This is a genomic window from Lutibacter litoralis (assembly GCF_014646675.1).
GTDB lineage: Bacteria > Bacteroidota > Bacteroidia > Flavobacteriales > Flavobacteriaceae > Lutibacter > Lutibacter litoralis.
Genome location: NZ_BMNS01000001.1, coordinates 85,007 through 103,940 on the forward strand (window position 1 = coordinate 85,007; position 18,934 = coordinate 103,940).

16 protein-coding genes are annotated in these 18,934 nt (G+C 31.1%); 6 read left to right on the top strand and 10 right to left on the bottom strand.

What is annotated here, in order from left to right:
* Nucleotides 1-45 precede the first annotated feature (45 nt).
* The 9 genes from IEW75_RS00390 to IEW75_RS00430 form a co-directional block, all read right to left on the bottom strand.
* Nucleotides 46-825, bottom strand: a complete 780-nt coding sequence (locus IEW75_RS00390; protein WP_134248064.1) for an L-fucose dehydrogenase — start codon at nucleotides 823-825, stop codon at nucleotides 46-48.
* Between the two features lie 16 nt (nucleotides 826-841).
* Nucleotides 842-1,666 carry an amidohydrolase family protein gene (locus IEW75_RS00395; RefSeq protein ID WP_134248065.1) on the bottom strand — a complete coding sequence of 275 codons (825 nt, stop codon included), beginning with the start codon at nucleotides 1,664-1,666 and terminating at the stop codon, nucleotides 842-844.
* 5 nt (nucleotides 1,667-1,671) lie between these two features.
* A complete protein-coding gene (locus tag IEW75_RS00400) occupies nucleotides 1,672-2,457 on the bottom strand; it encodes a glycoside hydrolase family 16 protein (protein ID WP_134248066.1) in 786 nt (261 codons plus the stop codon).
* Between the two features lie 17 nt (nucleotides 2,458-2,474).
* On the bottom strand, nucleotides 2,475-3,332 hold the full coding sequence (locus IEW75_RS00405) for a fumarylacetoacetate hydrolase family protein (RefSeq protein WP_134248067.1): 858 nt from the start codon (nucleotides 3,330-3,332) through the stop codon (nucleotides 2,475-2,477).
* A 13-nt stretch (nucleotides 3,333-3,345) separates the two neighbouring features.
* On the bottom strand, nucleotides 3,346-5,145 hold the full coding sequence (locus IEW75_RS00410; protein ID WP_134248068.1) for an alpha-L-fucosidase: 1,800 nt from the start codon (nucleotides 5,143-5,145) through the stop codon (nucleotides 3,346-3,348).
* 2 nt (nucleotides 5,146-5,147) lie between these two features.
* The gene (locus IEW75_RS00415; protein ID WP_134248069.1) at nucleotides 5,148-5,930 is read right to left on the bottom strand and encodes an SDR family NAD(P)-dependent oxidoreductase; all 783 of its coding nucleotides are present in this window, start codon (nucleotides 5,928-5,930) and stop codon (nucleotides 5,148-5,150) included.
* A 6-nt stretch (nucleotides 5,931-5,936) separates the two neighbouring features.
* On the bottom strand, nucleotides 5,937-7,268 hold the full coding sequence (locus tag IEW75_RS00420; RefSeq protein ID WP_134248070.1) for an alpha-L-fucosidase: 1,332 nt from the start codon (nucleotides 7,266-7,268) through the stop codon (nucleotides 5,937-5,939).
* Between the two features lie 30 nt (nucleotides 7,269-7,298).
* Nucleotides 7,299-8,600, bottom strand: coding sequence for an L-fuconate dehydratase (locus IEW75_RS00425; RefSeq protein ID WP_134248071.1), 1,302 nt, complete (start codon nucleotides 8,598-8,600; stop codon nucleotides 7,299-7,301).
* Between the two features lie 209 nt (nucleotides 8,601-8,809).
* Nucleotides 8,810-9,679 carry an AraC family transcriptional regulator gene (locus IEW75_RS00430; RefSeq protein WP_134248072.1) on the bottom strand — a complete coding sequence of 290 codons (870 nt, stop codon included), beginning with the start codon at nucleotides 9,677-9,679 and terminating at the stop codon, nucleotides 8,810-8,812.
* A 163-nt stretch (nucleotides 9,680-9,842) separates the two neighbouring features.
* On the opposite strand from IEW75_RS00430, the gene IEW75_RS00435 reads away from it, so the two are divergent.
* Nucleotides 9,843-13,073, top strand: coding sequence for a WD40/YVTN/BNR-like repeat-containing protein (locus IEW75_RS00435; RefSeq protein WP_134248073.1), 3,231 nt, complete (start codon nucleotides 9,843-9,845; stop codon nucleotides 13,071-13,073).
* Between the two features lie 117 nt (nucleotides 13,074-13,190).
* On the opposite strand, the gene thiL is transcribed toward IEW75_RS00435, so the two are convergent.
* Nucleotides 13,191-14,234, bottom strand: coding sequence for a thiamine-phosphate kinase (gene thiL / locus IEW75_RS00440; RefSeq protein ID WP_134248074.1), 1,044 nt, complete (start codon nucleotides 14,232-14,234; stop codon nucleotides 13,191-13,193).
* Nucleotides 14,235-14,361: 127 nt separating this feature from the next.
* Between thiL and IEW75_RS00445 the strand changes: the two genes are divergently transcribed.
* From IEW75_RS00445 to sufD, 5 genes are all read left to right on the top strand, one after another.
* Nucleotides 14,362-14,691, top strand: a complete 330-nt coding sequence (locus IEW75_RS00445; RefSeq protein ID WP_134248075.1) for a HesB/IscA family protein — start codon at nucleotides 14,362-14,364, stop codon at nucleotides 14,689-14,691.
* Between the two features lie 155 nt (nucleotides 14,692-14,846).
* Complete coding sequence (gene sufB / locus IEW75_RS00450; protein WP_134248076.1) at nucleotides 14,847-16,295, top strand: Fe-S cluster assembly protein SufB; 1,449 nt, start codon at nucleotides 14,847-14,849, stop codon at nucleotides 16,293-16,295.
* 1 nt (nucleotide 16,296) lies between these two features.
* Nucleotides 16,297-16,785 (top strand): flavodoxin family protein, encoded by a 489-nt coding sequence (locus tag IEW75_RS00455; RefSeq protein ID WP_134248077.1) that lies wholly within the window; start codon nucleotides 16,297-16,299, stop codon nucleotides 16,783-16,785.
* A gap of 1 nt (nucleotide 16,786) precedes the next feature.
* Nucleotides 16,787-17,524: a Fe-S cluster assembly ATPase SufC gene (sufC, locus tag IEW75_RS00460; RefSeq protein ID WP_134248078.1), complete on the top strand. Its 738-nt coding sequence runs from the start codon at nucleotides 16,787-16,789 to the stop codon at nucleotides 17,522-17,524.
* A gap of 83 nt (nucleotides 17,525-17,607) precedes the next feature.
* Nucleotides 17,608-18,930 carry a Fe-S cluster assembly protein SufD gene (gene sufD / locus IEW75_RS00465; protein WP_134248079.1) on the top strand — a complete coding sequence of 441 codons (1,323 nt, stop codon included), beginning with the start codon at nucleotides 17,608-17,610 and terminating at the stop codon, nucleotides 18,928-18,930.
* Nucleotides 18,931-18,934: the final 4 nt, after the last annotated feature.

Consider the following 18,934-nt stretch of genomic DNA (forward strand, 5'->3'; position numbering starts at 1 on the left):
ACTTACTATTTTTAACGCATTTAATTAATTTTTTTCGACCAAATACTATAAAGAACGATCTAAATGTACATAACCACCATCAACATAGATTAATTGTCCTGTGGTATGACTAGATTTATCAGACAATAAAAAAACAACTGTATTTGCAATTTCTTCAACTGTTGTCATTCTATTCTCTAAAGGTATTTTCGCTGTTATTTGATTTAATTTTTCCTCAGGATTATGTAATGTTTGAATCCATTTTTTGTACAAAGGAGTGTAACATTCTGCAACTATTACAGCATTTACTCGAATACTATATGGCAATAATTCCACAGCCCACTCTCTAGTTAATGCATTTCTACCTCCATTTGCAGCAGCGTAACCAGAAGTTCCCCCTTGTCCAGTAGTTGCAGTTTTAGAACCAATATTTACTATTGAACCTTTGCTTTTTTTAAGTTCAGGAAGTGCATAATGAGCCATTAAATAATAATGTGTAAGATTTTTATTAATGGATGCTATAAAATTTTTATAGCTTCCGTTTTCTAGACCAACATTATCATTAACACCAGCATTATTAACTAAACCATCTATGCGACCATATTTATTTATAATGTTTTTTACAGCATTTTCACATTGTTTTGGATCTGAAAGTTCAGCAATTTCATAATATGCAGTTCCTCCCATTTTCTCAATTTCAGCTAAAACCTCTAAAACACTCTCTTCATTTCTGCTAATAATTACTGGAATAGCATTTTCATTTAGTAAAGCTTGTGTAATTCCTAAACCAATTCCTTTTGAACCACCAGTAACTATAATTAATTTATTTTTTAGTTTTAGATCCATTTGATACTATTTTAATTTATAAATTATAAAAATTTAGCGCGTTCTTACCCATAATTAAAGCTTTTTCATCTTCTGAAAAATCAGCAATATAACGTTCAACAATGGCTAGTACTTTTTCGTAATTTCCTGCTACTAAACACACAGGCCAATCTGAACCAAACATAACCTTTTCAACTCCAAATGAATTAAAAATCACCTCCAAATACGGAACAAAATCTGAATAATTCCATTTATTAAAATCCGTTTCGGTTACCAATCCAGAAACTTTACAATATACATTTGGAAATAATGCTAATTTCTGAATTTTTACTTTCCAATCTTGAATCTCTTTTGTTTTTATTGCAGGTTTTCCAATATGATCTAATACAAATTTCTGATTTGGAAATTTTTGTACAAACTCAATCACTTCCTCAAGTTGGTTATGATACACCAAAACATCGTACGTTAAATTGTATTTTTCTAATAATTTAATTCCGTTTTGAAAATTTTCATTCAACAAAAAACCTTTTGGTTCAGCTTGTATAATATGTCGAACTCCACAAAATTTTTGAAACTCAGAAAAATAGTTCAGCCTAGTTTCAACCAAATCGGAAGCTAAATCTACCCAACCTACTACTCCTTTAATAAATGAATTTTCGGAAGCTAAATTTAGTAAAAAAAGTGTTTCTTCTTCCGATTGATCTGCTTGTACTGCAATACAACCATCAATATTATTAAATTTTAAAATTGGCTTTAAATCTTTTGGTAAAAAATCTTTTCTAATAATAGCCATCGCATCATCAATCCAACTATCTCTAATAGGATTAAATTTCCAAAAATGTTGATGGCTATCAATTTTCATAGGCGTTACTGGTAAACTTTTACCCAATCTATAATCATTTGTACTGGTAAATCTTCCGGATCTGCTTTTCCAACCCAAGCGCCTTCTAATTGCTGATCTATTAACAAATAAAACGGCTGATCGTAAGGCCATTGAGATGGATCAACATCTTTTAACCTTGGGTATGTAAACGTTTCTTCTCCATTTAGTGTAAAAACCAATTTATCTGGAAACCATTCTAAACCAAATATATTAAAAACTTCTTTATTAAATTTTGCTGTGCTGGAATACGGTGGATTCGTTTTTTGTTTTAATTCTAAAGTATAATACGAATGTGTAGTTTGATAAATGATATCATCATAATTTAAATGTTCCATAATATCAATTTCTCCATTTTTTGGATAGTTTCCGTATTTTTTTTCTTCCGCTAACATCCAAATTGCTGGCCAAGCACCTTGAGCACTTTCTAATTTAGCGTGGATTTCAACTTTACCATACTGAAAAGCAAACTTACCTTTTGTGTAAATGCCTCCTGTTAAAAAAGGCCTAGAATCTGCTATGGTATCTGTATTTACAATTCCTTTTAAATATAGTTTACCATCAGAAATTTCATAACATTCTGAATCGCTTGTCATATAATTTCCCCAATCTGCATTATTTTTAGGAATCTTCGTCCACTTTGCAGTATCAATTTCTTCTTTATCAAAATTATCTTCCCATATCAATTTCCAGTCTTTTTTTGAAATTGTAGAGGAACTACTTTTGCAACCTACTAAAATAATTGCAACAATTATTACTATATATTTTGACATCTTGCTACTTTCTTTAATTATTTTGAATATGCTACGGCAGTTTGTTTTGAAGCTCCTAAACCTTCAATTCCTAGCTCCATAACATCACCTGGTTTTAAATATTTTGGTGGATTAAATCCTAATCCAACTCCAAATGGTGTTCCCGTTGAAATAATATCACCTGGCAATAACGTCATATACTGACTGATATAGCTCACCACTTCTTGCACGTTAAAAATAAAATCATTTGTAGAACTATCTTGAACAGTTTCACCATTTAATTTCAACCATAAATGTAAATCGTTCGGGTTTTTAATTTCGTCTTTTGTAGCAATAAAAGGTCCCACAGGAGCAAAGGTATCACACCCTTTTCCTTTACACCATTGTCCTTCTTTTTCAATTTGAAAGGCTCTTTCCGAAACATCATTGTGTAATACATATCCAGCAATATGGTCAAAAGCATTGGCTTCTTCTACATAAGATGCTTTTTTACCAATAACAATTGCTAACTCTACTTCCCAATCTGTTTTTTTAGAATTTTTAGGAATAATTACCACATCCATTGGCCCACATAATGCAGTAGTTGATTTAAAAAACAATACAGGCTCAGTTGGCACTTTCATACCTGCTTCGGCTGCGTGTTGTGCATAATTTAATCCAACACAAACTATTTTTGATGGTCTTGTTAAAGGAACTCCTAAACGAGCATCTTCGCTTATTTTTGGACAACTTGACTGATTTATTTTTAACCATTTTTCTAATCGCTCTAATCCATCACCACCAAAAAAAGTTTCGTTATAATCTTGACCAAAATCAGAAACATCAATTCTGGCACCATCTTCTAATTGAACTCCTGGCTTCTCGTTTCCTGCTGTTCCAAATCGTATTAATTTCATTTTCGTGTTTTTATTAATTCTTATTAATTTCAAAAGTCCAAGCATCAAAAGATGGTAATTCACTAAATTTAATGGTTGAAGTATTAATATACATTTTACCATTTTTGTACTTCCATTCTAGATTTCTATCAACTCCTAACAATTTAACTTTGGCGTTATTTCCAGGATTTGGAATTGTTAAAACCAGCTCGTTATCTGGCCATTCAAAACTAATTGCATAAATATTATTATTATTTTGAGTATAGCATAAATACGTTTCCATAGAGCTATAAGTTCCTAATATTCCAGGAGTATTTTTTTCTTTATCCTGAAAAAAGTTAGTTGCCGGCACAATTTCTTTTGTTAAGTTTTTAGCACTCCAAAACAATGAGATTTCTGCGTTTTGCTTGTATTCTTTATATTTTATATGAATTGGGTAAGCAACTCCTTTTTTTAGTGAAATAACACCATCTTTAGAAGCTCCAGTATTTGCACCCATAACCTCAGCTTCGTTTGCCGTTATTGTATTATTCTGATTCACAACTAACTTATTGTCAATAAAAACAGCTGCTTCATCATCTGCTTTTACCTCAAAAGTATATTTACCATTTTCTGGTGCAACAATAAAACCTTTCCATTCTGCTGTAAAATTATCTTCTTTTATTCCTTTTAAAGGTGCGTTTCTAACCCATCTAAAATTAATATTTTCATCAATTCTTTCTTTATAAATTAGTTTTTCTTCTTCCATAATTTCAAATGGTTTAGAGCCATAAATTGCAGAGCCATTTATTTTTAACCAATCTCCTAATTGCGTTAATCTTTCTTGCTGAATCATTGGAATTTGCCCATCGGCTCTTGGACCAACATTTAAAATCATACCTCCACCATTTGCAACAGTTTGCACAAAACGTGTAATTAAATCTTTTGAAGTTCCATACGCAGCTAAATCCTCATTTCTATTTAATCCAAACGAGCGTCCAATACCTCTAACTTCAGCCCAAGGTCTGTCTGTCACTTTAATTCCGGCACTATATTCTGGTGTTAAGAACCCAACATCTATACCATGTCCCCATCTATTATTTACAATTGCTTCTTTTCCAACTAAATTATAATACCAATTTATTAACTCTGCCGAATGCCATTGTTTTGCGGTATTGTACCATTCTCCATCAGTAAAAATTAACGATGGTTTGTACTCACTTACCAATTCTTTAAATTGCGGAATCATATATTCTTCAACATACTGTCCAATATTATCGTGCGGATCTGTATACCAACGGTGTAACGGATGGTTCCATTCTGCAAGCGAATAATACAATCCCATTTTTAAGTCAGTTTTACGAACTGCATTAGTCAATTCTCCAACAATATCTCTTTTTGGCCCTGTATCTACACTGTTCCAATTTCTATTATATTTACTTGGCCACAAAGTATAACCATCGTGGTGTTTTGTAACTAAAACCACATATTTTGCTCCTGCATTCTCGAAAAGTTCTGCCCATTCTGCAGGATTAAATAATTCTGCTTTAAAATGATTTGTTAAATCGTTGTATTTAAAATCTTCGCCATATAATTTTTTCATGAAATTAGATCGCAAAGAATCTTTTAATTGAATACCTCTTAAAAACCATTCAGCATACGATTCTTTCCCTCCATATGCAGGGACAGAATACAATCCCCAGTGTACAAAAATCCCTAATTTAGCATTGTTAAACCATTCTGGAGATTCTCGCTTATTAATTGCTTCTATAAGTTCTTCTTCCGTTTTTTCTTGTGCTTTTATCGAAAAATTTAATAAAGTAACTGCACATATAAATAATACTATTTTTTTCATAATTATCCGTTTAATTTTATAAACCCACCATCTATTGGGTAATCTGTCCCTGTAATAAATCCTGCCTCATCTGAACATAAAAACAATGCTAAATTAGCAATTTCCTCTGGCATTCCCATGCGTCCAATAGGTTGCGTTTTAGACAAAGCTTCAAACATTTCTTGTTCCTTATCTGGGTAATTTTTTTTGATAAAACCATCTACAAATGGTGTATGAACTCTGGCAGGCGAAATACAATTGCATCTAATTCCGTTTGCAACATAATCTTTTGCAACTGAGTACGTCATAGTTAACACTGCGCCTTTGGTCATTGAATACGCAAAACGATCTGAAATTCCAACCGAAGATGCGATAGATGCCATATTTAAAATAACACCTGTATTATTTGATTTCATTGTTGGGATACACGCCGATATACAATTATAAACACCTTTTATATTTACTTGATATAACCTATCTAAATCTTCTTCGGAAGTGTTTTCAATATTTCCAACATGCGCAATCCCAGCATTATTTACTAGAATATCAATTGTTTTTTCTTCTGAAATAATTGCATCAACAACAGCTTTAACTTCTTTTGAATTGGAAACATTACACTGATGAATTTTAATACTTCCACTATAATTTGCTGCTTCAGAAATTAAGTTTTCTGAATTTTCAATATGTAGTTCCAACACATGAATTCGCGCTCCTTGAGCCGCAAATTTTAATGAAATTGCTTTTCCAATTCCACTAGCTCCCCCAGTAACAATTGTAATTTTATTTTTTAAACTTAATAATGACATTTGTTTTTATTTTAATATAATTTCTAAGATAGTATCTATTTCGTGCTTTCTATTATCTGGAATTTCAATAATTAATTGTCCTTTTTTCAATTTATAATTGTGCTTACTCCTATCATTAAAAAAAGTTACTCGTTTAATTTTACCTTCAAAATTATCAATTTGTACTTGATTTAATTCTGAATTTAAAATATGTAGGTATAGTATTTTATCTTTTTGTGTTGACACATAATCTTTGGTTGCAGAAATAATACCACCTCTAGTGCCATAAATTGTTTTTCCGTTTTCAGCTAACCAATTTCCGACAGCTTTTAAACGTTCTTTATGCTCTTTTTGAATCTCTCCGTTTGGCATTGGACCAACGTTTAATAAAAAATTTCCGTTTCTTCCAGCTGCATTTACAACATATTTAATAAGCTGTTTAACAGATTTGTGGTTGCCGTCTTGAAGGTTAAACCCCCAAGATTGATTAATAGTTTCACAAGTTTCTAAAGGCAGTTGACCAATAATTGCGCCTCCAAAACCAGTAGTGTTTTTTCCAGGCAAGTCTTTTTCAAACATTTGAAAATCCTCACCTTCAAAGGATTTTAAATGATGATTATTTCCTATTAATAATGCCGGTTTAACATTATGAATCATACTATATGTTTCTTCAAGGTTCCAACGCTCTAAACCTTCTTTTCTTGTTTCTGGGGTACGTCCTTTTTCTTTTAAAATATCCCAAAACCCATCAAACCAAAAGCCAGAAATATCATAATTTTCTGCTAATTCTTTAATCTGTTCATTTTGATAAGCAAGGTAATTTTTCCAATTTCCAGATTCTGGTCTCCCAACATCTTGCCCAGTATAACCTCTAGGATAGTAATCTGGGTGATTCCAGTCCAACTGAGAATAATAGGCATACAATTTTATGCCTTGTTTTTTACATTCTTGTTCTAGAGCTCTAAAAATATCTTTACCATAAGGTGTTGCTTTTACAATATTATAATCTGAAACTTTAGAATTGTACATTGCAAAACCATCATGATGTTTGGTAGTGATAGTTATGTATTTCATGCCAGCATCTTTAGCTAGTTTTACCAATTCTTTAGCATCAAATTTAGTAGGATTGAAAAATTTTGGCAATAATTGGTATCTTTCTACTTTAATATTTTGATTGGTCATAACCCATTCGGCATCACCTAAAATGCTATAAACTCCCCAGTGGATAAACATTCCAAATTTATCATCTTGAAAAGCCTCGCGAGCTTTTAAATTTTCTTTTGAAGGTTTATAAACCGATTGTGCAAAAATTGACTGGAAGCCAAACGTTATTAAAAACAAAAATAGTAACCGTTTCATTTTAGTTTTAATTTATTAAAATTAACAAACTTATTTCCAAATTTTCCCTACTGGAAACTCATAGTCTATTAAAGATTGACTTTTTATTTCAATGCTATAACCTGGCAATAAAGGAGGCATATATGCGCCATTTTTAATTAGTACAGGATCTAAGAAGTGTTCGTGTAAATGATCTACATATTCAATAATACGTTCATCTAACGAAGCACTTACTGCAATATAATCAATCATAGATAAATGTTGTACATATTCACACAACCCAACCCCCCCAGCGTGCGGACAAACTGGAATATTAAACTTTGCTGCCATTAATAAAATGGCTAAAATTTCGTTCACTCCACCAACCCTGCAACTATCTATCTGACAAATTTCAATAGCGCCAGCTTGCATTAATTGTTTAAACACTACTCTGTTTTGACAATGTTCTCCAGTAGCAACTTTTATTGGAGCAACCGCTTTTGCAATTTTTGCATGACCTAAAATATCATCTGGGCTAGTTGGTTCCTCAATCCAATAAGGATTAAATTTAGCTAATTCAGCCATATTTTCAATAGCTTCATCCACATCCCATTTTTGATTGGCATCCATCATTAGTTGCAAATCATCTCCAATTTCTTCTCTAATAATTGCAGCTCTTCGCATATCATCTTGTAAATCGGAACCCACTTTTATTTTCATATGTTTAAAGCCTGCTGCCTTCGCCTCACCACATAAACGTCTCATTTTAGTATCTGAATAGCCTAACCAACCTGCAGAAGTTGTGTATGCAGGATAGCCATTTTTCAACAAATCTTCTATTCTTTGCTGTTTTGTAGCTTCTTTATTTTCTAATAAAGTTACTGCTTCATTAGGAGTTATTGCGTCTGTTATATAGGTAAAATCTATACATTTTACAAACTCTTCAGGACTCATATCAGCCAATAATTTCCATAATGGTTTTTCTTCAACTTTTGCATATAAATCCCAAACAGCATTTACAATTGCTCCTGTTGCTAAATGAATTACGCCTTTTTCTGGCCCTAACCATCTTAACTGACTATCGCCTGTTATCATTTTCCAAAAAGCACCCATATCTTGAGTAAAAGACTCTAAACTTTTACCAATAAGTAAGTACGCTAAAGACTTAATAGCTGCAACACACAACTCATTTCCTCTGCCAATTGTAAAGGTTAGTCCATGACCTTCAAACTTATTTGGGAAATTTGTTTTTAAAATAACATAAGCTGCAGAATAATCTGGATCAGGATTCATAGCATCTGAACCATCAAGAGATTGACTTGTAGGAAAACGCACATCTTTTACTTCAACAGCTGTAATAATAATTGATTTCATCTGTAAATTTTTAGTGTTCTTATTAAAGCTTTAATGGAATGTTCTTATTGATACTTTCGCGAAAATAATCTTATCATTTTTAAAGAAAATTAAATCAACCAAATATAACCATCTAAAGTATTTGAGACTACCTACTTTTTTACATTTAGCAATACTTTTTTTGCTCTAAAAAAATAAAAACAACTAAAAAAGCAAAAATATAAGTTTAATTACACACCTGATTTGTGCTTTTTCAAATATTCTTTAGGAGAAAAATTTGTGATTTTTTTAAACTGACGATTAAAATTTGACACATTGTTAAAACCACATTCGTAACAAATAGCTGTAATTGAATATTTTCCTTCAATTAGCATTTTACAAGCAAATCCAATTCTTAATTCATTTACATAATCTATAAATGTTTTTCGGTGAATTCTTTTAAAATAACGGCTAAAAGAAGATGGATTCATACAAGCAATAGCAGCAACATTATTTAAGCTAATTGAAGTATTAAAATTTTTAAAAATATATTCATAAATTTTATCTAAATTTCTACTTTCAGTTTTGTTAAATGAATTTATAAATCCTTCACTAGACAATAATTTATAATTGTTATGTTTTGCCAAAGCATTTAAAATAGTTACAAAACTCATTACTTTTTGAAAGCCCGAAAGTTTAGCTAATTTTCTAATTTCTTGAATTGTTGATTTTTTTAAATCTATAAATTTTACACCTCTCTTTGCCCTTAAAATAAGTTCAGAAATATGTGACATTTCTGGGGTTTCGAAGAAAGTAGATCCTAAAAAATCTTTTTTGAAATGAATTGCAACAGCTTCTGAAATTAATTTAGAAGATTCTTCAAAATAAGCTTCATCATTCAACCACATATGCGGTAAATTTTCACCAATAAGCACTATTTCTCCAACTTCAAATTTTTCAATAGCATCGCCTATAAAACGTGTTCCAGTACTTTTTTCTATTAAAACTAATTCTAATTCTGCATGATAATGCCAGATCTTTAAAAAATAAGGATAACTGTTGCGGGTAACATTAAATGAATTATTTTTTAAACTACTTCTGTCTAATAAATGAAGTCTCATAAAATTACTTAATATTTATCTAACAATATTAACTAAAATATAGATTTATATGCAAAAAAAGTATCACAATTATTTTTAGTTTATGAATCGCTTTATCTGTTAATTTTAAAAAACAACTAAAATTAGTATCTTTCCTATCATTAAAACCACCAACTTATCAAACATGAAAAAATTTTTATTTGTATTGCTATCGTTATTTTTAATAAATCAGGGAAATTCTCAACAAATTGACCTCAACAAATTAAAAGAACTAAAAACACGTGCTATTGGTCCTGCAGGAATGAGCGGAAGAATAACAGCAATTGATGTTGTAACCAATAACCCTGAAATTATTTATGCCGGAACTGCGTCTGGTGGTTTATGGAAATCTGAAAGTGGTGGTATAGAATGGACTCCAATTTTTGACAAACAAACAGCGATGTCTATTGGTGCGATTGCAATTCAACAAAGCAATCCTGATGTTATTTGGGCAGGAACTGGAGAAGGAAATCCACGAAATAGCTTAACTGGTGGTTATGGTTTGTATAAAAGTTTAGATGCTGGCAAGACCTGGAAATTAGTCGGATTAGAGAAAACTAGAAACATCCACAGAATAATAATTGACAAAGACAATCCAAATACAGTATATATTGGTGCAATTGGGTCTCCTTGGGGTGAACATCCAGAACGTGGAGTGTTTAAAACGACTGATGGAGGAAAAACCTGGTCGAAATCTTTATTTGTAAATAACAAAACTGGTTGTGCAGATTTAGTTATTGACCCTACCAATCCAAACAAACTAATTGCTGCAATGTGGGAACATAGACGCAAACCTTGGACTTTTAATTCAGGTGGTAAAGGGTCTGGTATGTATATAACCTATGATGGTGGTGATAATTGGAAAAAATTAACTGATGAAGATGGTTTACCAAAAGGAAATTTAGGTAGAATGGGCCTAGCAATTGCACCAAGTAACCCAAAATTTGTATATGCTTTGGTTGAAGCAAAAAAGAATGCTTTGTATAAGTCTGAAGACGGCGGTTTTTCTTGGAAAATGATCAATAACAAATCTGGAGTTGATGGCAGACCATTCTATTATTCAGATATTCATGTAGATTCAAAAAATGAAAATAGGATTTATTCGGTTAATACTTTTGTACATATGAGTATTGATGGAGGAAAATCTTTCAAGCAATTAATGCCTGCCTATGGAACTTCAGTTGGAGTGCACCCAGATCACCACGCTTGGTGGATTCACCCAGAAGATCCAAACTTTATGATTGATGGAAACGATGGTGGTTTAAATATTACACGAGACAAGGGAAAAACTTGGCGTTTTGCAGAAAATATTCCTGTTGCACAATTTTACCATATTAGTGTTGATAATGAATTTCCTTACAATGTTTATGGTGGCATGCAAGATAACGGATCTTGGGTTGGCCCAGCTTATGTTTTAAAAGCTCAAGGAATACGAAATTCTTATTGGCAAGAATTAATGTTTGGCGATGGCTTTGATGTGGTTCCTGATCCTAAAAATACACGTTATGGGTATGCAATGTCTCAAGAAGGTTCTGTTGGAAGGTATGATAGAGCAACTGGAAATGCTAAATATATTCGCCCAACGCATCCGAATGCTGCTATAAAATTGAGATTTAACTGGAATGCTGCTATTGCAATGAATCCTATTGATAAGCAAACCATTTATTTTGGCAGTCAGTTTGTTCATCAATCAAAAGATAAAGGGCATACTTGGGATATTATTTCGCCAGATTTAACAACAAACAATCTTGATAAACAAAAACAACATGAAAGTGGTGGAATTACGATGGATGCTACAGGAGCTGAAAACCATTGTACAATTATTGCAATTGAACCAAGTACTTTAGATGAAAATTTGCTTTGGGTTGGAACCGACGATGGAAACATTCAATTAACTTTAGATGGCGGTAAAACTTGGATAAATGTTTCTAAAAATATTAAAAAAATGCCTTCTGAAGCTTGGATTCCACAAATTAGAGCTTCAAAATTCAATAAAGGTGAAGCTTATATAGTTGTAAATAATTACAGACAATTCGATTTTAAACCTTATTTATATAGAACCCGTGATTTTGGTAAAACTTGGGAAAATATATTAGAAGGAAAAGATGAAACTTTTGGTTATACGCTTTCTATAATTCAAGATTTAGAACAACCAAATTTATTATTTTTAGGAACAGAATATGGCTTATATTTTAGTATTGATGAAGGTAAAAACTGGACTAAATGGACAAATAACTATCCAAACGTTTCAACCATAGATTTAGCAATTCAGCCACGTGAACACGATTTAATTATTGGCACGTTTGGAAGAGCTGCCTATGTTTTAGACGATATTAGACCATTAAGAGCTTTGGCAAAAGAAGGCGCACAACTATTAAATAAAACCTTGCATTTATTTGAACCTCCTGCTGCTTTTATTACTCAAAATCAACAACCTACAGGAACACGGTTTGGAGCAAATGCAATATTTAACGGAGAAAATAGAGCAAAAGGGGCTATGATAACATATAGCATAAATAATCCTGTATCTCAAAAAGAACCTGTAAAAACTAATAAAAAGAAGAAAAACACTGAAACAACTAATTCAAAAGGAGAAAAACCACCAATAAAATACGACTCTATTATTTTTGAAGTTTTTAATGATCAAAATTACTTAATACGCACTATAAAACAAAAAGCACCAAAAGAAAACGGAGTACATAGATTGTATTGGTATATGAATGAAAAAGGGAAACAAAGACCTTCTCGAAGAAAATTACGTAAAAATACTTCAGAACCAGGAGGTGTTACGGTATTGCCAGGAAATTATAAGATAAAACTTCATTTTGGAAATGAAACTGCTACCGAAAAAATAGCTATTGCTTACGATCCAAGGGTTGAGATGCCTTTTGAAGTTTTAAAAAATAAATATGACCTTTTAAAACAATTAGAAAACAAAATGGATGTTGCCGGAAAAGCAACCCAACGTTTATTGGAATCGAAAGAAATTGTTGAAGATTATCAAAAACGTATTAAGTCTCAAAAAAAGCAAAAAAAATATGAAAATTTATTAAAATCACACACAGAAATATTGAAAAAAATAGATGATTTATTAGATAATATGCTTGGCAAAGTGGACAAACGTCAAGGTATTACTGCAACTGAGTTTCCAAGTACAATTTCTTATTTATATAATGCCAGCAGATATGTTAATGATTTAATGCAAAACCCTGGAAAAACAGAAACCACTTTGGTAAAAAATGCTGATAATAAAGTAAGTGCTGTAATTTCTAAAATTAACGAATTTTATAAAACAGCTTGGATAAATTACAAAAACAGTGTTGAAAACTTAAAACTTTCTCCTTTTGAGGAAGTTAAAAAACTTGAATATAAATAATATAGTAACACAGAACTTGTAAAACAAACTCAATTGCTAATTGCATATGAAGTCTCGAGAATATTTAATTGATTAAGGTTAAACTTATAAATCAATTAAATATGCTCGCCTTTATAACTATTTAATTGAATTCCAACCTTGTGCAGTTAGTTCTATTTGCTGACCAGCTCTTGTTACTAAATTTGCGCCATGACTTTTATCTGTAATGTGCCCAATTACTGTTAAATGTGGATTTGCTTTAATTTTTGGAAAATCTTCTTGTGATATTGTAAATAACAATTCGTAATCTTCACCCCCGCTAAGTGCAATAGTTGTACTATTTAAATCAAACTCTTCACAAGTAGCAATAACTTGAGGGTCTAACGGAATTTTTTCTTCATATAAATTACAACCAACATTAGATTGCTCACAAATATGTAAAATTTCAGAAGAAAGTCCATCTGAAATATCAATCATAGCAGTTGGTTTTACATCTAAATCTTTCAATAATTTTATAATATCTTTTCTTGCTTCTGGCTTTAATTGTCTTTCAACTAAATATGAATAATTTGTTAAATCTGGTTGAGAATTTGGATTTACTTCAAAAACTTGTTTTTCACGTTCCAACACTTGCAACCCTAAATATGCAGCACCTAAATCACCTGTTACAACCAATAAATCGTTTGTTTTTGCGGTATTTCTATATACTACATCTTCTGCCTTAGCTTCACCAATTGCAGTGATACTAATTAGTAAGCCAGTAACTGAAGAAGTAGTGTCTCCTCCTACCAAATCTATTGCGTAATTCTTACAAGCCAAGTGAATTCCTTCATACAATTCTTCAATTGCTTCTAATGGAAAACGGTTAGAAACTGCAATTGAAACAGTTATTTGCGAAGCCATTCCATTCATTGCGTAAACATCTGATAAATTTGCCATTACTGCTTTATAGCCCAAGTGTTTTAAAGGCATATAACTTAAATCAAAATGCACACCTTCAATCAATAAATCAGTTGTAACTATCACTTGTTTATTTTTAAAGTCTAAAACAGCGGCATCATCTCCTACTCCTTTAATTGTTGTAGAATGTGCTATTTTAAAATTTTGAGTCAAGTGTTTTATCAGACCAAATTCACCTAATTCAGCTAAACTTGTACGTGCTTGGTTTTTATCTTCTATCATTTTGCAAAGATAAATCTTTATAGGAAATAGCAATTACACTATCAATTATATTCATATTAAAAAAATACTATAAATCATTTTTTGTACCTATATTTGCACTAATTTAGAATTAATCTATATAAGCAATATGATAAAAGTTTCAGATATAGCAAAAAAGAAAGTTGTAGAGCTTATGACTGAGGATGGTTTTAACCCACAGGTTGATTTTGTGAGAGTTGGAGTTAAAAGCGGTGGATGCTCAGGACTTTCTTATGATTTAAAATTTGATAAAGAAAACCAAAATGAGGATAAGGTTTTTGAAGATAATGGTGTAAAAATTATTGTTGACAAAAAAAGTTTTCTTTATTTAGTTGGTACAACATTAGAATATTCTGGTGGTTTAAATGGTACTGGTTTTGTATTTAATAATCCAAATGCACAACGCACTTGTGGATGTGGTGAGTCATTTTCACTCTAGTTTAAAAGTTAAAAGTGTCGAATTCTTAGGATTGTCATACCTAAATAGGTAGGTTTCCATAGAAAAGATAAATTTTTGTATTAAGAATGTATAGTTTAGATTTCTATTTTCACAAGAATCACAAGACTTAAACATAAATTCAGATAAAAAGAGAAATGAACAAGTTTACTGAAGACGATTTAAAAAAAGAACTCGAAACAAAAGAGTACGAATACGGTTTTTACACAGAAATAGAAGCTGATAAGTTTCCTATTGGTTTAAATGAAGAAGTTGTAATAGCAATTTCTAAAAAGAAAAAGGAACCAGAATGGATGACTTTATGGCGTTTAGAAGCTTTCAAAGTTTGGAAAGAAATGAAAGAACCAGATTGGGCAAATGTTAAATATGAAAAACCAAAATTTCAAGACATTAGTTACTATTCAGCGCCTGTTCAAAAACCAAAATTAGACAGTTTAGACCAAGTAGATCCTGAATTATTAAAAACGTTTGATAAACTTGGAATTTCAATTGATGAGCAAAAACGTTTATCTAATGTTGCTGTAGATATAGTAATTGATTCTGTCTCAGTTGCAACTACTTTCAAAAAAACTCTGAATGAAAAAGGAATTATTTTTATGCCTATTTCAGAAGCCATTCAAGAACATCCGGAATTGGTGCGAAAATATTTAGGAACCATTGTTCCTACTAGTGATAATTTTTATGCCGCTTTAAATTCCGCTGTTTTTTCAGATGGATCTTTCTGTTATATCCCAAAAGGTGTTACTTGTCCAATGGAACTTTCAACATATTTTAGAATTAATGAAGGTGGAACTGGACAATTTGAACGCACATTGGTTGTTGCAGATGAAGGAAGTTTTGTAAGTTATTTAGAAGGATGTACAGCTCCTGCACGTGATGAAAATCAATTACACGCTGCTGTTGTTGAATTAATTGCTTTAGACGATGCAGAAATAAAATATTCAACTGTACAAAACTGGTTTCCAGGAGATAAAGAAGGAAGAGGTGGAGTTTACAATTTCGTAACTAAAAGAGGTTTGTGCGAGAAAAACGCAAAAATTTCTTGGACTCAGGTTGAAACAGGTAGTGCAGTTACTTGGAAATATCCGAGTTGTGTTTTAAAAGGTGATAATTCGGTTGGGGAATTTTACTCAATAGCTGTTACCAATAATTTTCAGCAAGCAGATACTGGTACAAAAATGATTCATTTAGGAAACAATACTAAAAGTACCATTATTTCTAAAGGAATTTCAGCAGGGCATTCACAAAATTCATATAGAGGTTTAGTGCAAATTGGAGCTAGAGCAAAAAATGCACGTAACTTTTCGCAATGTGATTCACTTTTAATGGGAGATTTATGTGGAGCACATACATTTCCATACATTGAAGTAAAAAATAAAACTGCCCAAGTTGAACACGAAGCAACAACTAGTAAAATTGGAGAAGATCAGCTTTTTTATTGCAATCAGCGTGGTATAGATACTGAAAAAGCAATTGCATTAATTGTTAATGGATTTAGTAAAGAAGTTTTAAATAAATTACCAATGGAGTTTGCAGTTGAAGCTCAAAAATTATTGGAAATTAGTTTAGAAGGAAGCGTTGGATAATATGGAAAATAGAAAAGTAATTATTTTAGGATCATCCCGAAGCGCAGGAAATACCTCAAAAGTAATTTCAAATATTTCAAAAAATAATAATATAGATATAGTTGATTTAAATAAGTTCACAATTTCATACTACGACTATGAAAGTAAAAATTTAAACGATGATTTTTTACCACTTATAAAATCAATAATTAAAAAATATGATACTCTAATTTTTGCTACACCGGTTTATTGGTATAATATGAGTGGAATTATGAAAGTTTTTTTTGATAGATTTTCTGATTTAATTAGAGTAGAAAAAGAAGAAGGAAGAAGGTTAAGAGGTAAAAATATGTTTGTAATTTCAAACTCGCATGATGATAAAATTGATACAAGTTTTTACATCCCTTTCCAAAAATCAGCCGATTATTTAGGAATGAATTATACCGGTGAAATCCATTTTAATGCTGATAAAGTTAAAGAATTAAATAATATAGAATTAACACAACTATAAAATGCTTAGTATAAAAAATTTACACGCAAGTATCAACGATAAAGAGATTTTAAAAGGAATAAATCTTGAAATGAAGGCAGGTGAAGTACATGCTATAATGGGACCAAACGGTTCTGGAAAAAGTACACTTTCAGCAGTTATTGCTGGAAAAGAAGAGTTTGAAGTTACAGAAGGTTCTGTAGTTTTAAATAATGAAGATTTAGAAGATATGGCTCCTGAAGAAAGAGCTCACAAAGGTATTTTCTTATCGTTTCAATATCCTGTTGAAATTCCTGGTGTAACGGTTACAAATTTTATTAAAACCGCTATTAACGAAACTCGAAAAGCGAAAGGTTTAGAAGATTTGCCAGCAAAAGATATGTTAAAGTTAATCCGTGAAAAAGCAGATTTACTTGAAATTGATCGTAAATTTTTATCACGTTCTTTAAATGAAGGTTTTTCAGGAGGAGAAAAAAAACGTAATGAAATTTTTCAAATGGCAATGCTAGAACCAAAACTTGCAATCTTAGATGAAACAGATTCTGGTTTGGATATTGATGCTTTAAAAGTTGTTGCAAATGGTGTAAACAAACTTAAAAGCAAAGACAATGCTGTGTTAGTTATTACGCACTACCAGCGTTTGTTAGATTATATTGTTCCTGATTTTGTGCATGTATTACACAATGGTAAAATTGTAAAATCTGGAGGAAAAGAACTAGCTCTAGAATTAGAAGCAAAAGGGTACGACTGGTTAAAATAAAAATATTAAAAAGTAAACAGTTTTTAGTTTCAGTTGTCAGTTTTAACTGTCTACTAAAACAAAAAACTGAAAACTCATAAAAAATGGATTTAAAAGAAAAATTAGTTTCTTCATTCTTAGCATTTGAAAATAAAGGTGGATTAGATCTAGATTCGAATGTACATTCTATAAGGTCTAAAGCTATTCTTAACTTTGAAAAAGAAGGCTTTCCAACCAAAAAGGACGAAGAGTGGAAATATACAAGCCTTAATTCTTTATTAAAAAACGACTATAGCTTATTTCCTAAAACAAAAAAAGCAGTTGAATTCAAAAATGTAAAAGAATATTCAATTAATGAAATTGAATCTTATACCTTGGTTTTTATTGATGGGGTTTTTAGTTCTTTTTTATCGGATACAACACATGATGATTGCGATGTTTGTGTATTATCTTCTGCATTAACACGTCCAAAATATAAAATGGTAGTTGATAATTATTTCAACACCATTGCTAAGAATAATAATAGTTTAACAGAATTAAATACAGCCTTTTCGGTTGAAGGAGCTTTTATTAATATTCCAAAAAACACAATTGTACCAAAACCAATTCAAATACTAAATTTTTCTACTGGAAGTGAAAAAGAAGTGATGCTTCAACCTAGGAACTTAGTAGTTGTTGGTGAAAATTCACACGTTCAAATTATTGAACGTCATCAAAACTTATCAAAAAATGCTGTACTTACAAATGCAGTAACAGAAATTTTTGTACATAAAAGAGCCATTGTAGATTATTACAAAATTCAGAACGATACTGAAAATTCTTCGTTGATTGACAGTACTTTTGTTTCACAAAAACAACAAAGTGTTGCTTCTGTTCATACCTATTCTTTTGGCGGAAAATTAACTAGAAATAATTTAGAATTTTACCAAGAAGGCGAACACATTAACTCGCATTTAAATGGTATTTCAATTTTAAATAAAAAACAGCACGTAGATAATCATACATTAGTAAATCATAAATATCCAAATTGTGAAAGCCACGAATTGTACAAAGGAATTTATGCAGATAAATCTACTGGAGTTTTTAACGGTAAAGTAATTGTACAACAAGCAGCACAAAAAACAAATGCTTTTCAACAAAATAATAATATTTTAATTGATGATGGCGCCAGTATTAACTCAAAACCACAATTAGAAATTTTTGCAGATGACGTAAAATGTTCTCACGGATGTACTATTGGACAATTAGATGAAAGCGCATTGTTTTATATGCAGTCTAGAGGAATTCCTAAAAAAGAAGCAAAAGCACTGTTGTTATTTGCTTTTGGAAATGATGTTGTTGAAAAAATTAAAATACCACAACTAAAAACAAGAATTACAAAGTTAATTGCCAAAAACTTAGGTGTTAATTTAGGATTTGAATTTTAGAAAC

Coding starts and splice junctions, on each gene's coding strand:
- IEW75_RS00435 (WP_134248073.1), top strand. CDS start 9,843: ATGAAAAAATTTTTATTTGTATTGCTATCGTTATTTTTAATAAATCAG.
- IEW75_RS00395 (WP_134248065.1), bottom strand. CDS start 1,666: ATGAAAATTGATAGCCATCAACATTTTTGGAAATTTAATCCTATTAGA.
- IEW75_RS00390 (WP_134248064.1), bottom strand. CDS start 825: ATGGATCTAAAACTAAAAAATAAATTAATTATAGTTACTGGTGGTTCA.
- IEW75_RS00425 (WP_134248071.1), bottom strand. CDS start 8,600: ATGAAATCAATTATTATTACAGCTGTTGAAGTAAAAGATGTGCGTTTT.
- IEW75_RS00410 (WP_134248068.1), bottom strand. CDS start 5,145: ATGAAAAAAATAGTATTATTTATATGTGCAGTTACTTTATTAAATTTT.
- IEW75_RS00405 (WP_134248067.1), bottom strand. CDS start 3,332: ATGAAATTAATACGATTTGGAACAGCAGGAAACGAGAAGCCAGGAGTT.
- thiL (WP_134248074.1), bottom strand. CDS start 14,234: ATGATAGAAGATAAAAACCAAGCACGTACAAGTTTAGCTGAATTAGGT.
- sufD (WP_134248079.1), top strand. CDS start 17,608: ATGGATTTAAAAGAAAAATTAGTTTCTTCATTCTTAGCATTTGAAAAT.
- IEW75_RS00455 (WP_134248077.1), top strand. CDS start 16,297: ATGGAAAATAGAAAAGTAATTATTTTAGGATCATCCCGAAGCGCAGGA.
- IEW75_RS00400 (WP_134248066.1), bottom strand. CDS start 2,457: ATGTCAAAATATATAGTAATAATTGTTGCAATTATTTTAGTAGGTTGC.
- IEW75_RS00415 (WP_134248069.1), bottom strand. CDS start 5,930: ATGTCATTATTAAGTTTAAAAAATAAAATTACAATTGTTACTGGGGGA.
- sufC (WP_134248078.1), top strand. CDS start 16,787: ATGCTTAGTATAAAAAATTTACACGCAAGTATCAACGATAAAGAGATT.
- sufB (WP_134248076.1), top strand. CDS start 14,847: ATGAACAAGTTTACTGAAGACGATTTAAAAAAAGAACTCGAAACAAAA.
- IEW75_RS00445 (WP_134248075.1), top strand. CDS start 14,362: ATGATAAAAGTTTCAGATATAGCAAAAAAGAAAGTTGTAGAGCTTATG.
- IEW75_RS00430 (WP_134248072.1), bottom strand. CDS start 9,679: ATGAGACTTCATTTATTAGACAGAAGTAGTTTAAAAAATAATTCATTT.
- IEW75_RS00420 (WP_134248070.1), bottom strand. CDS start 7,268: ATGAAACGGTTACTATTTTTGTTTTTAATAACGTTTGGCTTCCAGTCA.